Origin of the sequence: Sporosarcina sp. ACRSM, assembly GCF_022346545.1 — a bacterium.
GTDB lineage: Bacteria > Bacillota > Bacilli > Bacillales_A > Planococcaceae > Sporosarcina.
In genome coordinates, this window is the sequence record NZ_JAKRNU010000002.1 from 67,594 (window position 1) to 85,518 (window position 17,925).

A 17,925-nucleotide genomic window follows, 5' to 3' on the forward strand; every position below is an offset into this window, starting at 1 on the left:
CTAGCAGGTTTATTGGCGTTGTTGCAAAGTTCGTAACCGATAACAATTCATCGCCGTTTCTCCAAGTTGATCGAGCAAATTGTAGTTGGCAAAAGCCCCTACGATCGCGCCGAATCCGGGTATCAGTTGGAACATTTTCACTAAATCGATATAATCCCGATATTCTTGTTGGAATTCCTGCCAATCCATATCAGCGATCAAGTGCTTCTGTTGTTCCCAATTTTCAATGATACTTAATGTTTCTTTTCGCTTTTCGTCACTTGAAAAAGCTAGTTGGAAAACATGTAACAGAAAAAGACGTTCTTCATATTCATTTGTATCAAATCCGTAGACAGCTGCCGTTTCAAATAAAAATTTCATTTTTATGGATAAGAGCAAGGGAAAGTCCGCTAAACCGAGCATAATACCACCTGCTCCTGTTCCTGCTCCTTCGACTACGGCTGTTTTTCGAAAAGTCGATAACTTCTCTTTGAACAGCTCATCTCGTTCATAAAGGCTAAGACCAATCGCTTGTTGTTTTTTCGTTGTAAGGTTCGAACCGACCAGCGTTGCTTTCACCATATTTTTAATACTTTCTGTCACCACTTTATGCACTTTTTCAGGGATAAGACTGTTCACTTTCATCTGTGCGCCCTTTGATGCTCGACTAATCATTCCGAATCGTTTCGTCAGTTTACGCTTCCAAAAAAGCAGTTCGTCTTGCACCTTCGCCGTATAATCCGCCATACATATACCTCCTTCAAAGCAACGGAATCATTTCACTTTGTAAACTCCATTATAGACAGTTACGATTCTCTACTGAATAGACTTGAGAATGGAATGCTTCTAAGACTTAGGACGTAGCGTGCCATTTTCAATTGCACTCGGAATGACGCCACTCCCTGAATAACAGCCACAAACAGATAAAAATGATCAATGCCACCCCTTCAAGGGAAAGGATATACCAAGGATAAGGTCCCAAAAAATCGAGCAGGCTGCCATTCAAAGGTTTCTCCCGTAAAAACATATAATTCCCTTGCGTCAGTGCATTGACAGCCATGATTATTGGTAATAACAAGTTTAAAGCGAGCATCGTTTTCATCATTCCTTTGAATGTCGGCCGATAGCCTTTCATCCAAGTAAAATAAAGCGCAGTTAAAATGATGCTGATATGTATGTAGAAAAAGTGAAAATACCTGAAATGAGGAAATCCGATATCCAATACAGGGGTTGCCATCGCTTGAAGCGCCCCTCCGATACCCGCAAAAAAGACAAAATCGATCAGTTGCTTCTTTCCCGTCCACAGAAGAAGTATGACAACTATCAAACTGATACTACATAATTCCAATGGCAAAGACTGGCTTGCCATCCACCGGCTCGTACTTATCATCCAAACATGATAGAAAACTTCCATCAGCAATAAGGACAATGCAACAAGGCGCTCAACTTTCGCGGACGCCGGCGGACCCTTTCTGAAGAGGTAAAGGAGTAGGATTGACAAGCCCAATCCAACGATTGCAGTCAGATGTGCGATTGAAAATAGTTCAAATGAAGGTTCTTGATAATTAGCGATCATTTTTATCCCCTCTTTCTCAGGCTTTATACTGTAAACGAAAATTGGTCAGTAAAGTTCACTATAGGTACTATAGTTTATCTATGACTCCCTGCTAAAAATCCGATCGAACGGAACAGGCTCTCCGTTACTGAACAGATTGATCCTATCAAACTCTCCCAATGTTGAGATTTTATAAAGTGCTTGATATTTCAATTCGGTTTCTGAGTAATCTGAAGCATAATCCTGATTAATAAATACATTCAATACATCCTGTTGGGCCGTTATATAGAAAGCGGTAAAATGCACGGCGTCCTGCCCTCGTTGCACGTATTTCTCATTTAAAAATATATAAATTTGGTTGTTATCATCGGTATAAAGATAACGCCCATTTTCGTCATGAACAATATCGACGAACTTCAATACGTCCTGCTCTGCCTGTTCTAAGCTGATTTCCGAAACGCTCACCTTTGAACTACAACCATATAAGAAGAGAATAAGACCAATCACCGCAAACCGTTTATACACATCACCGCTCCTTATAAACTAGTCTTCTTTCCAGCTTATACATCTCGCAACAGTTTCATATCTATTTTACCGATAAAAATGATAGGTTGCTGAACGAAGATAAAAAGACACTATGCGGTGAACTTGGGTTCTCCACATAGTGTCGATGATCAGCGGGTAATGGCCGCTTCCCTCTTTGTAAAATCCATTTCCGGATAATACGCGTCTTTCACTAACAGATTCGGTCCGAGGCAGTTGACTGCCGGACAGTGGCAACTGATGGATTTGGCAAGTGGGCGATCCAACCAGCGATCGAGCATCTCAGGCAATGAATCTTGTTGGATATTGCCCATTGGCGGTGTGTCTCCAAAATCCGTTACGATCACATCGCCAGTAAAAATATTGACGTTCAAGCGGGACCGACCATCCGGATCATTACGTACCGAAACGTTTTTACTACTATAAATTCGCTCCAACAGAGCTAAATCTTCTTCGTTATCACTGCATGGGTAGAACGGCAATGTGCCGAACAGCATCCACACATCTTCATTACGCGTCTCCAATAATTGGTGAATCGCTTTCCGCGTTTCATCCAATGAAAGCACTTCAAGTTGCGAAGCGAAATCACTTGGGTACATTGGATGCACTTCATGCCGGGCGCATTTCATCTCTTCGACGATTTGACGGTGGATATGTTCCAAATGTGGCAGTGTCCGTCTATTCAACATTGTCTCAGCTGAAACCATAACACCCGCTTCCGCCAAGGCGCGGCTATTGTCGATCATCCGTTGGAACTGCTCAGCACGTCGTTCCCGGGGCGGTTTTCGTTCCATATTGGCAAATCCGCCATCTACAAAGTCATCGATCGTTCCCCAGTTATGTGAGATGTGCAACACATCCAAATATGGTGCAATGGCCATGTAACGGTCAAGTGGCATGGTTAGATTCGAATTCATTTGCGTCCGCACGCCGCGTTCATGGGCGTATTTCAGTAATGGCAAAACATAATTCTCAACCGACTTTTTGGAGAACATCGGTTCACCGCCCGTAATGCTGATCGTCCGTAAATGCGGAATCTCATCCAAGCGGGATGTCAGCAAATCGATCGGTAAAGCGTCCGGATCTTTATGTTGTAACATATAGCCGACTGCGCAATGTTCACAGCGCATATTGCATAAGTACGTCGTCGTGAATTCGATGCTTGATAAAGTCAATTTTCCATGTTCCTGTACGTCCAAATATGCTTCCCATGGATCATATGCAGGCGTCATTGTTTTAAGCGTCATTTCATCAGTTTTCATTTTATAACTACCCCTATATCAAGTATTGGATACTAGAATAGTATGCACGTCAATCGGGACTTACGCAAGGGCATTGCAAAGCCCCATTCGCAAAATGAATATACAAATGGGGTTTTATCATCCTAAAAGCCGGTTCCTTTTAAGTGTTTAATAATCGGGGGCTAGAAGCCTATTCATTAAGCGGAATATCCATTTCCACCTTACCGTCCAAATACAGTGGGTAGCTATTAATATTGAATCGAATTGGATTCATTTCATGCTCAAAATCAAGGGTTGACACAGCTGTGACATAAGGCGCCTCACTACTAACACGCATTTCAATCAGATTACTACTGATATCATTGCCTTCTTGGTCCTCAATTTCACCCAATAGTTGCCAACCTGCGGATGGATAAGTGACTGCCAATGTATTGGACGATGGAACTTGAACATCGATATCCAGTTCACTTGGCACATACAGCACTTTCTGTTGCTCAAAATCGACCTCAATATAGTCCGATCCTTTTGGAAGTGCTTCAATCCCTTCCATTGCTAATGTTAATTTTTTTGGCTGTCTGAAGTAATTACTTTGCATAGAGATGCTTACTTCATCGTCACGTAAATTGCGGACCCCACCAGCGCCATTTATTAGTTGACCCCAAGTTTCACCATTCTCATCAATCAACCGAGCCGATGTGAATTTTAGTAATCGCATTGTGTTTTGTTCGTCAGTAGCTAGTCGGATTTCGGCACGTAACGGTGAAATTTTCAACTGCTTAACGTCAATGGTTTGACCGTCTACGACAACGGATCGGTTCAATTCATAGACTTTCGGTTCTTTAATAGGATTGGTGAGTGTAAATGGCACGGTGAACTTTGTCTTTGCTGCATCACTCAAATGCAAATGAAACTCAAATGACATGTTATCATACGATAAATCATCGATAGATGTAATTTCAACTTTGTCTTCCTGTACAGTCCTTTTACCCGTTCGGGAGATGGCGTAAGGACTTACGACACCAAACGGAACACCTTGTTGCGTCACCTCTAGAGTAGTGATACTTATTTTGGAAAGATCCGAGGGGGATTCCAGCTTATAGAAGATCGTCATGCCCGAATGATCCGCTACGACACTCCGTAAAGTCAACGTATAGTCGCCCTCTGTTTGTACAATTCCAAGATCTTCATAATAATCATTGTCGACAATGTCATGGATTCCTTTATCAACAGCAATCATGCCCACAACAGAAGCAAACCCCGGGATTTTAGCCATGGCTTCCGCAACTACGGGGGAAATGCGAATCGATGTTACAAACAACAGCAATACAATGGTAGCGGCACTTACGAGTGAGTACAGACGGCGCTTGTTCTTCCTTGCCATTCGATGACGCTGCACAGCCTGTGTACGTGCATGATGTAAGGCTTTTCTAGGGATTTCGATCGCATCCAATTCCTCTGTTAGCTTCTGCCAGTCCTGCTCATTTAAGTTCGTCATTTACAGTCCCCCTTTTTCAATGAGTACGCGTAATCTTCTTAATGTTGTGTGTAGCCTTGATTTCACAGTACCTTCAGGAATTTGTTTCAGCTGTGCAATGTCCCTGTTCTTCATATCCTGAAAATATTTCAGGTAAATCAATTCCTGTTGTTCCTTTGGCAAACTTGCGATGATATCAGCCATTTCAAATGGTTGGTGATCGTTCGATGCAATGTCTACCTCCTGATTGTAGATAAATTTCTCTTGCTTCTTTCTCATATCTAAACAAATATTAATGAGTACACGAACAAGCCATGTTGCTATGTATGTGGGTTCTTTTACGCTATGAATCTTTTTTAAAGCTCGATACGTCAGCTCTTGTACCGCTTCAACAGCATCGTGCTCGTTTTTCAAATATGCATAGGCCGTACGATAGAGCGTAGCTTCATGTTGCGCCAAAAGCTCCACGATCGCCCGTTCATCACCCGCAATGGCTCTTTTCGCCAAATCAATTTCCAACCCCTCACCCCCCTGTTACCTATTAGACAGTTCAACATGACAAATCGTTCATTTTATTTTCTTAAAAATAAAAAATACCTCATCCAATAAGCTAACTTATGGATGAGGTATTTTCGCCATTATATAGCCGGCTTATTGGAAAACTGACTGTTGTACAGCTCCGCATAAAAACCATTTTCCTGTAACAACTGCTCATGTGTTCCTTGTTCAATGACTTTCCCTTGATCCATCACGACAATGATATCGGCATCTCTGATGGTTGACAAGCGATGGGCAATAACAAAGCTCGTGCGCCCTTCCATTAACCGGTTCATCGCTTGTTGAATCAGCACTTCTGTCCGTGTATCCACGCTTGACGTCGCTTCGTCCAAAATCATAATCGGAGGATTTGCCAAAACCGCACGGGCAATGGTGATGAGTTGCTTTTGTCCTTGTGAAATATTAGATGCTTCCTCATTCAAAACCGTATCATAGCCATCCGGTAACGTCCGGATGAAATGATCAGCATGCGCCGTTTTGGATGCGGCAAAAATTTCTTCATCTGTTGCGCCTTCTTTACCGAAAGCGATATTGTCTTTAATCGTTCCATTAAAGAGCCATGTATCTTGTAGCACCATTCCAAAAGTCGTTCGAAGATCCTCGCGCGACATCTCTCTTGTATTGAATCCGTCAATAGTGATCTTCCCGCCATTCAACTCATAAAAGCGCATCAATAAGTTGATCAACGTCGTTTTTCCTGCCCCGGTCGGCCCCACGATGGCGACCGTTTGACCTGGGCGTACGTTAAGATTCATATTTTCGATTAACAAGTCGTCTCCATAACCGAAGTCAACCTGCTCAAATGCAACCGCACCCTCAGCACGTGTTAAATGCACGACCGTTTCCTCTTGCACTTCTTCAGCTTCATCCAAAATTTCAAACACGCGTTCAGCCGCAGCAATGGTCGACTGAATGACATTCGCAATATTGGCCGTCTGCATGATTGGCTGCGTGAATTGGCGTGTATACGTAATGAAAGCTTGAATATCCCCGATTGAAATTGCGCGCTGTGTCACCAAAATACCGCCTACCACACAAATGACAACATAACTTAAGTTCCCGATCAACGACATCATCGGCATAATAATGCCTGAAATGAATTGCGCTTTACGGCCAGCGTCATACAATTGTTCGTTCACTTCATCAAACTCGGCAACAGCTTTCTTTTCATGATTAAACGCTTTGACAACTTGATGGCCTGTATACATTTCTTCGATATGGCCATTCAATTGACCGAGTGTCCGTTGTTGATCGGCAAAATGCTTTTGGGATCTTTTCAAAATCGGGCGAATGCCGAACATCGATAACGGTAAACTGACAAGCGCAATTAACGTCAATACGGGACTGATATATAGCATCATCCCAAGAATCCCGACAATCGTCACGATGGAAGTGATAAATTGCGTCAAGCTTTGCTGCAACGTACTTCCGATCGTATCAATGTCATTTGTCACCCGGCTTAATGTTTCTCCGATCGGCCGCCCATCATAATATTTGAGTGGTAGCTTTTTCAATTTGCCGTTGACATCTTCCCGGAGATCATACACTGTTTTTTGCGCCACGCTCGACATGATAAATTGCTGGATATAGCTAAATAGACTACTGATCACATACAAACCTGCCAGCAAAAGGAGTAGTTTACCGATAGCATTAAAATCGATGGCCGCTCCTGGGACGCCCATGAATTTGCCGTAAGCCCCTTCAAATAATTCGGTAATCGCATTCCCCATTATTTTAGGGCCAATGACCGAAAACACCGTACTTAAAATAGCTGTCAACAAAACAGCGATTAAATGCTTACGCCGCGGTTTTAAATAACCGATCAGACGTCGTAACGTGCCTTTAAAATCCTTGGCTTTTTGCCCAGCCATCATCATATTTCCCCCACCAGGTCCCATGGGGGCTCCGCCTTGTGGGCGTGATCGTTTATGCTCACTCATGCGCTCTCCTCCTCTGAGATCTGTGACTCGACGATTTCACGATAGACCGTATTATTTTCCAGCAGTTCTTGATGCGCACCGATACCGGCAACTTCGCCTTTTTCCAATACGATGATCCGATCAGCATCCATGACCGTGCTCACTCGCTGTGCAACGATGATAACGGTCGCTTCTCTCGTTTCATCCTTCAGAGCGGCCCGCAATTGCGCATCCGTTTTATAGTCAAGCGCGGAAAAGCTATCGTCAAAAATGTAGAGGTCAGGTTTCCGAACTAATGCACGTGCAATGGATAGACGCTGTTTTTGACCACCCGAAACATTCGTTCCTCCTTGTGCAATAACAGTGTCATAACCGTCTTTCATGTTCAGTATAAAATCCTCCGCTTGCGCAATGCGTGCAGCATGTTCGATTTCAGATTGTGTGGCATCTTGTTTCCCGAAACGGATATTGTCTGCAATCGTTCCTGAAAACAGCAATGCTTTTTGCGGTACGAAACCGATTTTCGAACGCACTTCCTCTTGCGAAGATTCTCGAATATCAACACCATTGACCCGGATTGTCCCCGCAGTCACGTCGTAAAAACGGGGTATCAGGTTGATCAGCGTTGTTTTACCGGAACCTGTTCCCCCGATAATAGCCGTCACTTCCCCCGATTTCGCGGTAAAACTGATGTCCGATAAGGCAGGTTCCTCGGCTCCTGGATAGCTGAATGATACATTGTCAAACTCAAGTGTTCCCCGCTCTTTATCCGCTTTTTGGGTACCTTCATCCAAAAAAGTCGGTTGCATGGCGAGCACTTCATTGATCCGGTTCGCGGACACAGAAGCACGCGGCACCATGATAAACATCATAGAAGCCATGACAAGAGCGAACATGATTTGCATGACATATTGAATAAACGCCATTAAATCACCGATTTGCATACCGCCATTGTCAATTCGAATGCCCCCGAACCAAATGACACCCACAACCGTCAAATTCATCACTAACATCATGACCGGCATCAAAATTGCCATCACTTTATTCACTTTAATTGAAACATCGGTCAAGTCCTTATTGGCTTTCTGAAGACGGACCTGCTCTTGTTTTTCGCGGTTAAACGCACGGATGACACGGATACCAGTCAAATTTTCACGCATGACAAGGTTCAATCGATCCAACCGGTTTTGCACCATTTTAAATAGCGGCACGCCTTTATAGAGAATGAGCAAAACGGAAGCGGCGAGGACAGGGATCGTGGCGACGATGATCAACGATAATTTGGCATCCTTCGAAACAGCCATGATTAAGCCGCCGACAAACATGATCGGCGCACTGGCGACCATACGAAGCAGCATCATGATGACTTGCTGAACTTGCGTAATATCATTCGTCGTTCTTGTAATTAAAGAAGCAGTCCCGATTTTCTCAGCATCTTGAAGTGAAAAACTCTCTACATGCTGAAAGACTTTCCGACGGATATCCCGCCCGAAACCCATCGCAGCTTTTGAAGAATAATAGCTCGCCGCAATAGAGGCGATCGCGCCGACTGCAGCGACTAACAGCATGATTCCTCCAATTTTCCAAATGTAAGGGATGTCTCCAATGACGACCCCTTTGTCAATAATATCCGCCATTAATGTGGGTAAAAATAGGTCTGCCATTGATTGCGCGAAAACGAGCATAAGTATTATAATGACAAGCCATTTATAGGCGGATAAATGTTTCAGTAATTTTACCATTTCTCAAACTCTCCTTACTCTATAGATTCTCCAACCATTACTCCGTCCCTAACGGTAAAGTAACAGTAAACGTCGTTCCTTCATCCAATTGACTCTGGACATGAATCGAACCGTCGTGCATGTCGATGATCTTTTGGGTAATGGATAAACCTAATCCGCTGCCCCCTAACGTACGGTTCCGTGATTTATCCACTTTATAGAAGCGTTCAAATATATGCGCTTGATCTTCCTTGCTCATGCCCATTCCCGTATCCGCAATCGACACGACCGCTGTATCTGCTTGCTTGTAAAGCAGGACTGTCAAGTTTCCACCATCCGGGGTGAACTTGATGCTATTGGTAATGAGATTAATCCACACTTGGCTCATCAACTCTCCGTCGGCGATAATTTCGACTTCATCCAGAAAAATATCCAATTCCAACGATTTATTCAGCCATTGCGGTTCGCACGATAAAATGACGTCACGAACCTGTTTATCCAATCGATATAAGATCGGTTCGAAAGGATGATGTCGGGACTCGATGGATGTCAGCTTCAACAGATTATCGCTCAAATTGGCTAATCGCCTGCTTTCCGTCTCAATGATCCCAAGATAATGTTGACGTTCTTCCATCGTCAAATCAGATTGTTTTAACACATTAGCAAAACCGCTAATCGAAGCAAGTGGTGATTGGATTTCATGCGAAACATTGGAGATGAACTCTTGGCGTAGCTCCTCCATCTGATTTAGCTCCTCTGCCATCTCGTTGATGCCTTCTACGATTTTGCCGAAAGGATGATCCTTTTTATGTTCAAATTGATTGGCTAACTTGAAATTATAATCGCCTTTGGAAATCCTTTTCATAGCATCAATCATCACTGTAAAAAAATCCATCCGCTTGGGATGCGCAAACTTTGAAATCGTCCACACCGTGGCAATGAAGAGTAAAATCATGACAAACAAAGTCAGCAATCCTCTGGAAAAATCACTTGTGTTCATGTTCCATTCTTTATATAGAAACGATGTCCCGACATATGCCACAGACCAAAAGACGACAAAGCCAGCGACCATCGCCCCTAACCGTAAAACTTTGCTCATTCCATTCCCTCAAGACGGTAGCCTAATCCCCGAATGGTACGGATTTTGAAGCCGCTGAACGTCTCCGGGAAACGCTCGCGCAATCGGTTAATATGCACATCGACCGTTCGATCCGTTCCTTCATAATCAAAACCCCATATATCTTCAATTAGTTGTTCCCTCGAAAATGTCTTCCCCGGATAACTGGCTAATTTAAAAAGCAACTCAAATTCCTTCATTGGCAACTCCACACGCCTATTTTCCACCAACACTTCATATGTATTGCGATCCATCAACAGCCCTCCGATTTGAACGGTCTGTGAAATGGCAATCCGATAGCGTTTTAGTAATGCTTTTACACGCGCAACCAACTCCGCAGGTTCGAATGGCTTCACGAGATAATCATCGGTTCCCAATTCAAATCCCTTCACTTTTTGCGTCGTGTCGCCTTTGGCCGTCAGCATTAGCAATGGAATATCGTACTGTTTCCGGATTTCTCGGCATAATTCCCACCCGTCCATATTTGGCATCATAATATCCAAAATGACCAGATCTGCCTTCATTGACTCAAGCGTCGCCAATGCTTCCACCCCATCAGATGCTTCTACAATTTCAAAGCCCGCAGGACGCAAGAAAAGCCCGACCAATTCCCGCATATGCGGATCATCATCCACGATCAATATATTTGTCATGCGTGAGTCCCTACTTTCTCTGTTTGTCGATACGCTCATTTTATAAGTTCTATATAAACGGAATATAAACAAAATCCGACCTTGCACAGAAAAAATATAAATACGTTGTAGTATGTGCGATACCTCCTCAAGCGCACAACTAAACCAATTCACTTGGATGAATTCAAATATAGTTGCATTATACAAGTATTTACTTTCATTATCTTGATGAACTACTGCTATCAATCGACAAGCATTTGCAATTTATAAAAGACGAATTTTCAATACTTGCACATTGCAACTATTAGATGGGACGTCAATTATAGAACGTAAATTCGACTTATCCCTTCTCTTCCCCTATGCTTTCTTGTAATTTTCCATCCAAAGCTTGTAAAGAACGAAGAACAGTTTCTCGCTCGAAATCGTTCATCGTCGCGAAGGCACTTTCCATTTTAGCCGTAATGATGTCATTGATGGCATCTACCATTTGTCTTCCTTTCTCAGTCAAAGAAAGGATATGAATCCGCCGATCCCCTTCAAATGGCGTCCTTGCGACCAATTCTTTCTTTTCCAATGTCCTGATCTGCCGGGAAAACGTCGTAATATCCATATCGACAGCATCGGCGACCATTTGCATCGATGGTTTCGACAATAGCGATAACTCATAAATAATCGCGCTTTGAACCGTGGAAATATTACCGCAGCTTGCTTTATGAATACTTTGCATACTCTTCGATAATGAATAAAAAATAGGTACGATCCTTTCCATTATGAACGCCCCCTACCAACTCTTTTGTCAATTATACAAGGTTCTGCATTATTTGACGAAAAAAAGCGCCTTCCAAATCTGGACGCTTCATTCTGTAGTTCAAGTCGAGAAATTTTCTAAGTTGCTAAAGCTCTTTCTTTATAAAATAAAGATAATCTTTAACACGCCTTCCGAAAGAAGTCGCCCACTTCTAAACATTACGGGCATAGCCCAGTGAAAGTGGGCGATGAATTTCGATTGGCGATAGCCAAACCTTGTTTTCACAGAACATTCGTGCTACATTATAGTCAAACATGCTCTTTGAAAACTGAAGATATGAGGTTGTGATAGGAAGAATGCTCTGTCACGTAAAATCTTCAAGCCACCAAAGAACTAGCTAACATGCTATTTTTTGTAGGGCAAGGTCGTGTCCGAATTCACGCCTGTGGAGATCAGGTAAGACCTAGTAGGGAAACCCGATAGGCTACGATCATTGAAACAGGAAGCTCCTTCTTCAACTTCGAAGAAGTAAGGAGGGGTCGTTCACAACGCTGATTTCCGTTTCTGATGGCTCCATTTCCTCACTCCCTATTTTTGAAATAAAGAAGGGCAGCGAATGCCACATTGCAATGCTATCCTTTAGTTTTCAGCCACTTGTGCGTCACTCGATGCTTTTCAGCACGGGAGTTTCCACTCCTACGCGATTTTGGTCGAACCGTGTAATCTTCCTGAAATATATGGGTTCATTTATTGCAATTCATTAACAAATTGGTAACATTTTACTGAAAATGGACATTAAATTATTTTTTAATGAGATAATTCTTTTACAACTATTTGGTTGTTTATGACATAAATTGGAGGTGACTCATGTTTGTAATCATTCGAACCGTTGATGGTGAAACAGAGACCTTGAAGGATTCAAGTACACAGTCGGACAAAACTTTTGCTGATTACTACGCGGCAGAATTATTAGTGCAACAGCTGAACCAAAAGATAGTTCCCTTCAAACATTGGAAGGTTTCCGAAAAATTAAAATAAATAATTCAAGTGTCTATGCTTAAGACTGCTGATCAACTACGATCGGCAGTCTTTTGCGTCATATTCAGTATACTAAGGTTTCGGCTATACCAAAATTTTTAAAACCCATTGATTTTAAATATTGTATGCGTTCATTGAATTGATTTTTTGTCATCATATCTTTCACCTCAATTTTTTTTTACGCTACTCAGTTGAATAGAGAAAAAGACTGTAGGCAAAATCGAAGAATTCCCGACTTTGCCTACAGTCTAAAACGCCCTTCACCTCAAGGCGCGTTTGTTAAATCATGTTATGCATAACTGATTCGGTCTTCATCTTGCAACGTCATGCCATCTTTCAAATACACGGTTGTCCGTAAGATGAGCATTTCGGCATCGGACTGGGTTTCCCATCTTTCATCAGGCACCATTTCAAATGCAATCATCCATGTCTCTTTTGACTTCGTGTCACTCATCAGTTCGGCGGAGTGTCTAGCGATGGCTGCTTCGTCTTTCCCTGAGCGCTTCAACAAACTGATTTCAATATAGTCGATCAGTTCTTCGCTTCCTTCCCCCTCGATGTAAACCGTACCCGATAACGTTTCTCCAAATGCCATATTCGGACCATCGATGTTTGTTTCAATCGTTAATGTTCCATGTTCAATCTTCGATAGAAATTGAATCACCATTTCTCTTCCTCCGCTTCTTGACTATCGGAATGTTCATAATGTAGATTTTCATTAGCTTCATATCTATTATACCGCATTTTGAATAATTTGAATAAATGAGTGACGACCACTTTCAACAATGCATAGCCCGGTATCCCGAGAATGACACCTGCCACCCCGAAAATCGAACCTGCTGTTAGCAAAACAAAAATAATGGTAATCGGATGGATATGTAATGATTTACCCATAATTTGAGGGGATATAAACTTCCCTTCCACTAGCTGAACAATCGTCCAGACAACCGCCAATTTGATGAGCATCAACGGTGAAGTGACAATTGCAATGATGACAGCGGGGGTAATGGCAATGATAGGACCTAAATAAGGGACAACACTTGTAAACATGGCCAGCACACCGAGTAACAGTGCATATTTCATGCCGATAATGAAAAATCCGATGGAAACCATAATACCGATACACATGGCTACAAGGATTTGCCCTTGGACATAGGAACTGATTTGGCGATCCGCATCGTGAAAAATGATTTTCGCATCGTCCCGCATACGAGGCGGTAACATTTTTAAAATATGTTTCGGAAGTTTTTCCCCATCCTTCAATAAGTAAAATAAAATGAATGGAACAGTAACAATGGCCAGAACAAAGCCTGTCAACGCGGATATGAAAGAGGTCACTCCGGTTGCAATTCCGCCAAGCGTATCAGTAAAGAGCTTCCCGATATTCCCTTGGATGGATTCTAATATCATATTGACATTGATATCCAGTCCTTCATAATAAGAAGCGAAAATGGATGAGCGTAAAAAAGCGTCTGTATTGATGAGTAATTCACTGAAATAAGTAGGGAATTCCTCAACAAGATTATGGAACTGGATTTTTAAAAATGGATAAACCAGAAAGACAAGCAGTGTTACGAGACCAGCAACACCAAGGAATAGGATCAAGATCCCCCAGATGCGCGGTATTTTGATTTTTTCCAACAAGCGCAAAACCGGTCGCAACAAATAATAAGCAATCGTCGCTAGTAAAACCGGTAATACAACGGTTGAAAAGAAGACCGTAATCGGATAAAAAATGAAAGAAATCCGATTGAAAATCAGTATGATCAAACCGATCAGTAAAATGGAAATGAGGACGAACAACGTACTTCGTCCCCCGAGAAATCGAATCACATTAGATGCTTGTCCGGGTTTCCGGTCCGCTTCAATTCTGTTAGTTGTTTTACCTTCTTCATTCAATCCCATAGACATCCCCTTCCCTACTTAACGTTCAATCCAATTGCATGCCAAGGAAATTGGCAATCGCGTCTTTGTTTTTTTCTACATCCAATTCAATAACGGAACCTGCGTGCGAATAACTTGCGAATGAATACGTCCCTTCCACTGGAACCGTCATCGTTTCAATGTCTGCCCCCTTATTCAATAACAGAGTCATGGCCCGTGTAATTTCTTCTTTAGATGACAAATCCGTTTTGATGAATCCGGTTAAGGCGCCGGCCAGTTTCGGTACGTTGGCGATCATGCCAGGTCGCATCGCTTCCTCTTTCATCGCGGAAATGACTTCCTGTTGGCGTGCCACACGGCCAAAATCCCCTTCGGCATCCGCACGGAATCGAGCATAGCCAAGCAGTTCCTGTCCATTTAATCTCTTTTTCCCCGGCGTTAATGTCACACCGATTTTTTCGGACATTTCTTTTTTGACATCGATTTCTACACCTTTTGGAAAAGCGATATCGACAATCGATTCAAAATTATCGAAGTCCACGATGGCATAATGATGGATCGGTATGCCGAACATACCTGTAATTGTATCCTTCGCCGTCTGGACACCGTTTAAATAGTAGGCAGTATTCAGTTTATAGGATTTGTAGCCTGGAATATCTGCATAAATATCACGCATGAACGATACAAGGCGCATCGTTTTTTCCCCTTTATCCCAAGAAAGCACCATCATCGTATCAGTGCGGGATCTGCCACTTCCATCATTATCTACACCTAACAACAAATAATTCTCAATAGACGTATATTTCGGATCCACCGCGTCTCCTTGGAATGATCCCGGATCGATGACATTACCTTTTGCAATCGATTTACCTGCATTGTATTGAATGAGGGAATAAAATCCTACTGCGATAAAACATAATGTAGCGAGTGTAAAAATGACCCTGCCGACCCGTAGTTTTCTTTTCCTTCTTCTTTTCGGAATAGGTCCTTCGTATTGATCTTCCATTGATTGACTCCCCCAAAAAATGATCTTGCCAATAGGACGAACGAAAATTCTCTTGGTTGCGTCCCCTTGCGATCATTATACCATGGCGGTCTGTCGGAATTCCGGTAAATTGATTTTGCTTCATGGATTGTGGTCAATTTCTTTCAGTTACGTTCTATTCGCCAATGCCTCCTTCTGCATGCTCCTTTGTGGGAACAACGAACACCATGACATTTTCCCAGTTCCTCCTCACAACTCCACATATAATACATTGATGTCCGTGCGAAAAGGGGGGTGTACAATATGGGACGTGAATACTGCGGAGGCGAAGGCTATAATTCTTCTTTTGCCTTGATTGTTGTGCTTTTCATTTTATTAATTATCATTGGCGCGAGCTTTGTATACTAAAAAAACGAGATTTAAGAAAAGGCACCGCTCAATGGGACACCTCTAAGATAAGGGCGCTTACAGGCGCTCTTATTTCGTTTGTTTCCCTTCTTCTTATGATACAATTCAAATAGATCGCTATGAAGGGTGTTGCTGATTTTGACAGGTAAGAAATTAGAAAAAGCCGCATTTGCAGGCGGCTGTTTTTGGTGCATGGTGAAACCGTTCAAAGAATGGGACGGCATTGAAGACGTTGTATCCGGTTATATGGGTGGTCATGTTGAAAATCCTACATATGAAGATGTTAAAAAAGGTGACTCCGGGCATTTGGAAGTCGTCGAGATTACATATGATCCTGCCGTCTTCTCCTATGAACAATTATTGGAGGTGTACTGGCAGCAAATTGACCCGACGGATGCGGAAGGACAATTTCATGATCGTGGCCATTCCTACACCACCGCCATCTTCCACTATTCGGATAAGCAACGTAAAATCGCAGAAGCGTCGAAAGAGAAACTGAGCACAAGCGGCATTTTCTCAAAACCGATCGTGACACCAATTCGTCCGGCAGAAACGTTTTACCGTGCAGAAGAGTATCATCAAGATTATTACGTGAAAGAAAAAGAACATTATGAAGAAGACCGTGCACGTTCCGGACGGAATGAATTTATCGCGAACCATTGGTCATAATGTCTCCTTTTATGCATACAAAAAACGAGCCCGGTTATGTTAAAACCCGGCTCGTTTTTTGTATGCATGTCTTCCCTACTGGCTATTCTTTTTATCTCCGATCAAAAATGTCAGGATGAACATCAACACATACAGCATCAGCATAATGATGAACGTATAATGATGATTGGAAGTCCAGTCATACATCAAAGCAATGAGGAGCGGCAATGACCCTCCCATGATGAACCCACCAGTTTGCATCATCGCTGTCCATTCATTCGTTTCTTCGGCCGTTTCTGTTTCATCAAGCGGGAACAATAACGCCGCCGGGAATAGGCCTCCAAGCGGAATGCCAATGATGAACGCCCCTATCCACATAAGTGAGTGGATCCCCGTCCAAAACAGGATGATTGCCGTCATTCCTGAAATTAAAATGAACAGAAGCCAAAACTTTCGTGCTGGAAAACGTTGCATCAATAAGGGGATGAGGATATTCATAAAGATCTGGACAATCATCATAATACCAAGGAGTGTACTCGCCTGAAGCAAAGTCATTCCGGCGGACATGGCAATCGGTGCTAACCAAGTCGTAATGGAAAAGAATGCGGCTGATTGGGCGCCGAAAAAGAGAAGAAATAGCCACGCTTTCCAAGATTTCCACGGTGAGACTGCCTTTTTTCTCTTTTTATTGACAGCTAATGGTGCTTGTTGACGAACTTTATTCTGCCCTTTAACGGCTAAAAACCAAGAGACGAAACCGATGAACGCCAATACAGCCCAAATGCTCAATGCGAAAAGATAAGATCCAGTCGCCTCATAAAAGACAGCAGTCAACCCCGCACTTGCTGCTGATCCAACGCCCATCCCAAATGAATAAATGCCGATAACCGATGCGGCGCGATCAGGAAAGTTTTGTTTGATCATTGCGGATAAAAGCGGTCCGATGACTGCGATCGCGATGCCAGCCACGAAAGCCGTACCCAACAACACCGGCAATCCCGTGACAAATCCCCGCAGCGCAGTTGTCAGGCCGATGAGCGTAATCATGACATACATCGTGCGTTTCAATCCGAATATCCGGTTCAACAACGGTGCCAATGACGCAAAAATCCCCATGCAGATGACAGGAATGGAGGTAAGAAGGGTGACTTGTGCATTCGATAGCACCAGCTCCTCTCGAATCGTTTCAAGCATCGGTCCGATAGAGGTGATAGCGGGACGCATATTGACGGATATCGCGAAAATCGCGATCAGAAGGAAGACGGATTTTTGCTTCGTCATATTGTTAGACATTGACATTTCCCTTTCTATATTGGTAAAGCTTCTTGTTTGTTCAGCATGACAGCATGCAAAACGTAAAAATTCCCGCTCCTAGCATAACATCCTTCAGTCAATTCGTGTAGGCTTCCCCCTTGCAGTTTCAACAATAAACTTCCAGTCTTTCCCCATTTAGAATGACGAAGTCAAAGAAAAAG

General features: G+C 42.9%; 18 protein-coding genes. 3 read left to right on the forward strand and 15 right to left on the reverse strand.

The window, feature by feature from the left end; translation table 11 throughout:
- Positions 1-9: 9 nt before the first annotated feature.
- The 11 genes from MHZ95_RS04145 to MHZ95_RS04195 all read right to left on the reverse strand — a co-directional run bounded on the left by MHZ95_RS04145 (position 10) and on the right by MHZ95_RS04195 (position 11,508).
- Positions 10-726, reverse strand: coding sequence for an EcsC family protein (locus tag MHZ95_RS04145; protein ID WP_239389268.1), 717 nt, complete (start codon positions 724-726; stop codon positions 10-12).
- Between the two features lie 127 nt (positions 727-853).
- Positions 854-1,555, reverse strand: a complete 702-nt coding sequence (locus MHZ95_RS04150) for a YwaF family protein (protein WP_239389269.1) — start codon at positions 1,553-1,555, stop codon at positions 854-856.
- A 78-nt stretch (positions 1,556-1,633) separates the two neighbouring features.
- Positions 1,634-2,059 carry an SGNH/GDSL hydrolase family protein gene (locus MHZ95_RS04155; protein ID WP_239389270.1) on the reverse strand — a complete coding sequence of 142 codons (426 nt, stop codon included), beginning with the start codon at positions 2,057-2,059 and terminating at the stop codon, positions 1,634-1,636.
- A gap of 149 nt (positions 2,060-2,208) precedes the next feature.
- Positions 2,209-3,339, reverse strand: coding sequence for a radical SAM/CxCxxxxC motif protein YfkAB (yfkAB, locus tag MHZ95_RS04160; protein ID WP_239389271.1), 1,131 nt, complete (start codon positions 3,337-3,339; stop codon positions 2,209-2,211).
- Positions 3,340-3,508: 169 nt separating this feature from the next.
- Complete coding sequence (locus MHZ95_RS04165) at positions 3,509-4,813, reverse strand: DUF4179 domain-containing protein (protein WP_239389272.1); 1,305 nt, start codon at positions 4,811-4,813, stop codon at positions 3,509-3,511.
- A complete protein-coding gene (locus MHZ95_RS04170) occupies positions 4,814-5,311 on the reverse strand; it encodes a sigma-70 family RNA polymerase sigma factor (RefSeq protein ID WP_239389273.1) in 498 nt (165 codons plus the stop codon).
- 119 nt (positions 5,312-5,430) lie between these two features.
- Positions 5,431-7,290 (reverse strand): ABC transporter ATP-binding protein, encoded by a 1,860-nt coding sequence (locus MHZ95_RS04175; protein ID WP_239389274.1) that lies wholly within the window; start codon positions 7,288-7,290, stop codon positions 5,431-5,433.
- Positions 7,287-9,011, reverse strand: coding sequence for an ABC transporter ATP-binding protein (locus MHZ95_RS04180; RefSeq protein ID WP_239389275.1), 1,725 nt, complete (start codon positions 9,009-9,011; stop codon positions 7,287-7,289). Before MHZ95_RS04180 ends, MHZ95_RS04175 begins: the two co-directional genes overlap by 4 nt.
- Before the next feature lie 37 nt (positions 9,012-9,048).
- A complete protein-coding gene (locus tag MHZ95_RS04185) occupies positions 9,049-10,089 on the reverse strand; it encodes a sensor histidine kinase (RefSeq protein WP_239389276.1) in 1,041 nt (346 codons plus the stop codon).
- A complete protein-coding gene (locus MHZ95_RS04190) occupies positions 10,086-10,760 on the reverse strand; it encodes a response regulator transcription factor (RefSeq protein WP_239389277.1) in 675 nt (224 codons plus the stop codon). Before MHZ95_RS04190 ends, MHZ95_RS04185 begins: the two co-directional genes overlap by 4 nt.
- Positions 10,761-11,079: 319 nt before the next feature.
- The gene (locus tag MHZ95_RS04195) at positions 11,080-11,508 is read right to left on the reverse strand and encodes a MarR family winged helix-turn-helix transcriptional regulator (protein WP_239389278.1); all 429 of its coding nucleotides are present in this window, start codon (positions 11,506-11,508) and stop codon (positions 11,080-11,082) included.
- 846 nt (positions 11,509-12,354) lie between these two features.
- Here MHZ95_RS04195 and MHZ95_RS04200 point away from each other — a divergent pair.
- Entirely contained in the window at positions 12,355-12,525 is a 171-nt protein-coding gene (locus MHZ95_RS04200; RefSeq protein WP_239389279.1) for a hypothetical protein, read from the forward strand.
- Between the two features lie 289 nt (positions 12,526-12,814).
- On the opposite strand, the gene MHZ95_RS04205 is transcribed toward MHZ95_RS04200, so the two are convergent.
- From MHZ95_RS04205 to MHZ95_RS04215, 3 genes are all read right to left on the reverse strand, one after another.
- Positions 12,815-13,192: a sporulation protein gene (locus MHZ95_RS04205; protein WP_239389280.1), complete on the reverse strand. Its 378-nt coding sequence runs from the start codon at positions 13,190-13,192 to the stop codon at positions 12,815-12,817.
- Positions 13,186-14,394 (reverse strand): AI-2E family transporter, encoded by a 1,209-nt coding sequence (locus tag MHZ95_RS04210; RefSeq protein ID WP_239389558.1) that lies wholly within the window; start codon positions 14,392-14,394, stop codon positions 13,186-13,188. The genes MHZ95_RS04205 and MHZ95_RS04210 overlap by 7 nt, the downstream gene beginning before the upstream one ends.
- A gap of 61 nt (positions 14,395-14,455) precedes the next feature.
- Positions 14,456-15,415 carry an LCP family protein gene (locus MHZ95_RS04215; RefSeq protein WP_239389281.1) on the reverse strand — a complete coding sequence of 320 codons (960 nt, stop codon included), beginning with the start codon at positions 15,413-15,415 and terminating at the stop codon, positions 14,456-14,458.
- Positions 15,416-15,697: 282 nt separating this feature from the next.
- On the opposite strand from MHZ95_RS04215, the gene MHZ95_RS04220 reads away from it, so the two are divergent.
- Together MHZ95_RS04220 and msrA are read left to right on the forward strand one after the other, a co-directional pair.
- On the forward strand, positions 15,698-15,802 hold the full coding sequence (locus MHZ95_RS04220) for a YjcZ family sporulation protein (protein WP_239389282.1): 105 nt from the start codon (positions 15,698-15,700) through the stop codon (positions 15,800-15,802).
- A gap of 138 nt (positions 15,803-15,940) precedes the next feature.
- Positions 15,941-16,471, forward strand: coding sequence for a peptide-methionine (S)-S-oxide reductase MsrA (gene msrA / locus MHZ95_RS04225; RefSeq protein WP_255726593.1), 531 nt, complete (start codon positions 15,941-15,943; stop codon positions 16,469-16,471).
- Between the two features lie 75 nt (positions 16,472-16,546).
- Here msrA and MHZ95_RS04230 read toward each other — a convergent pair whose 3' ends face one another.
- Entirely contained in the window at positions 16,547-17,743 is a 1,197-nt protein-coding gene (locus MHZ95_RS04230) for an MFS transporter (protein WP_239389283.1), read from the reverse strand.
- Positions 17,744-17,925 lie beyond the last annotated feature (182 nt).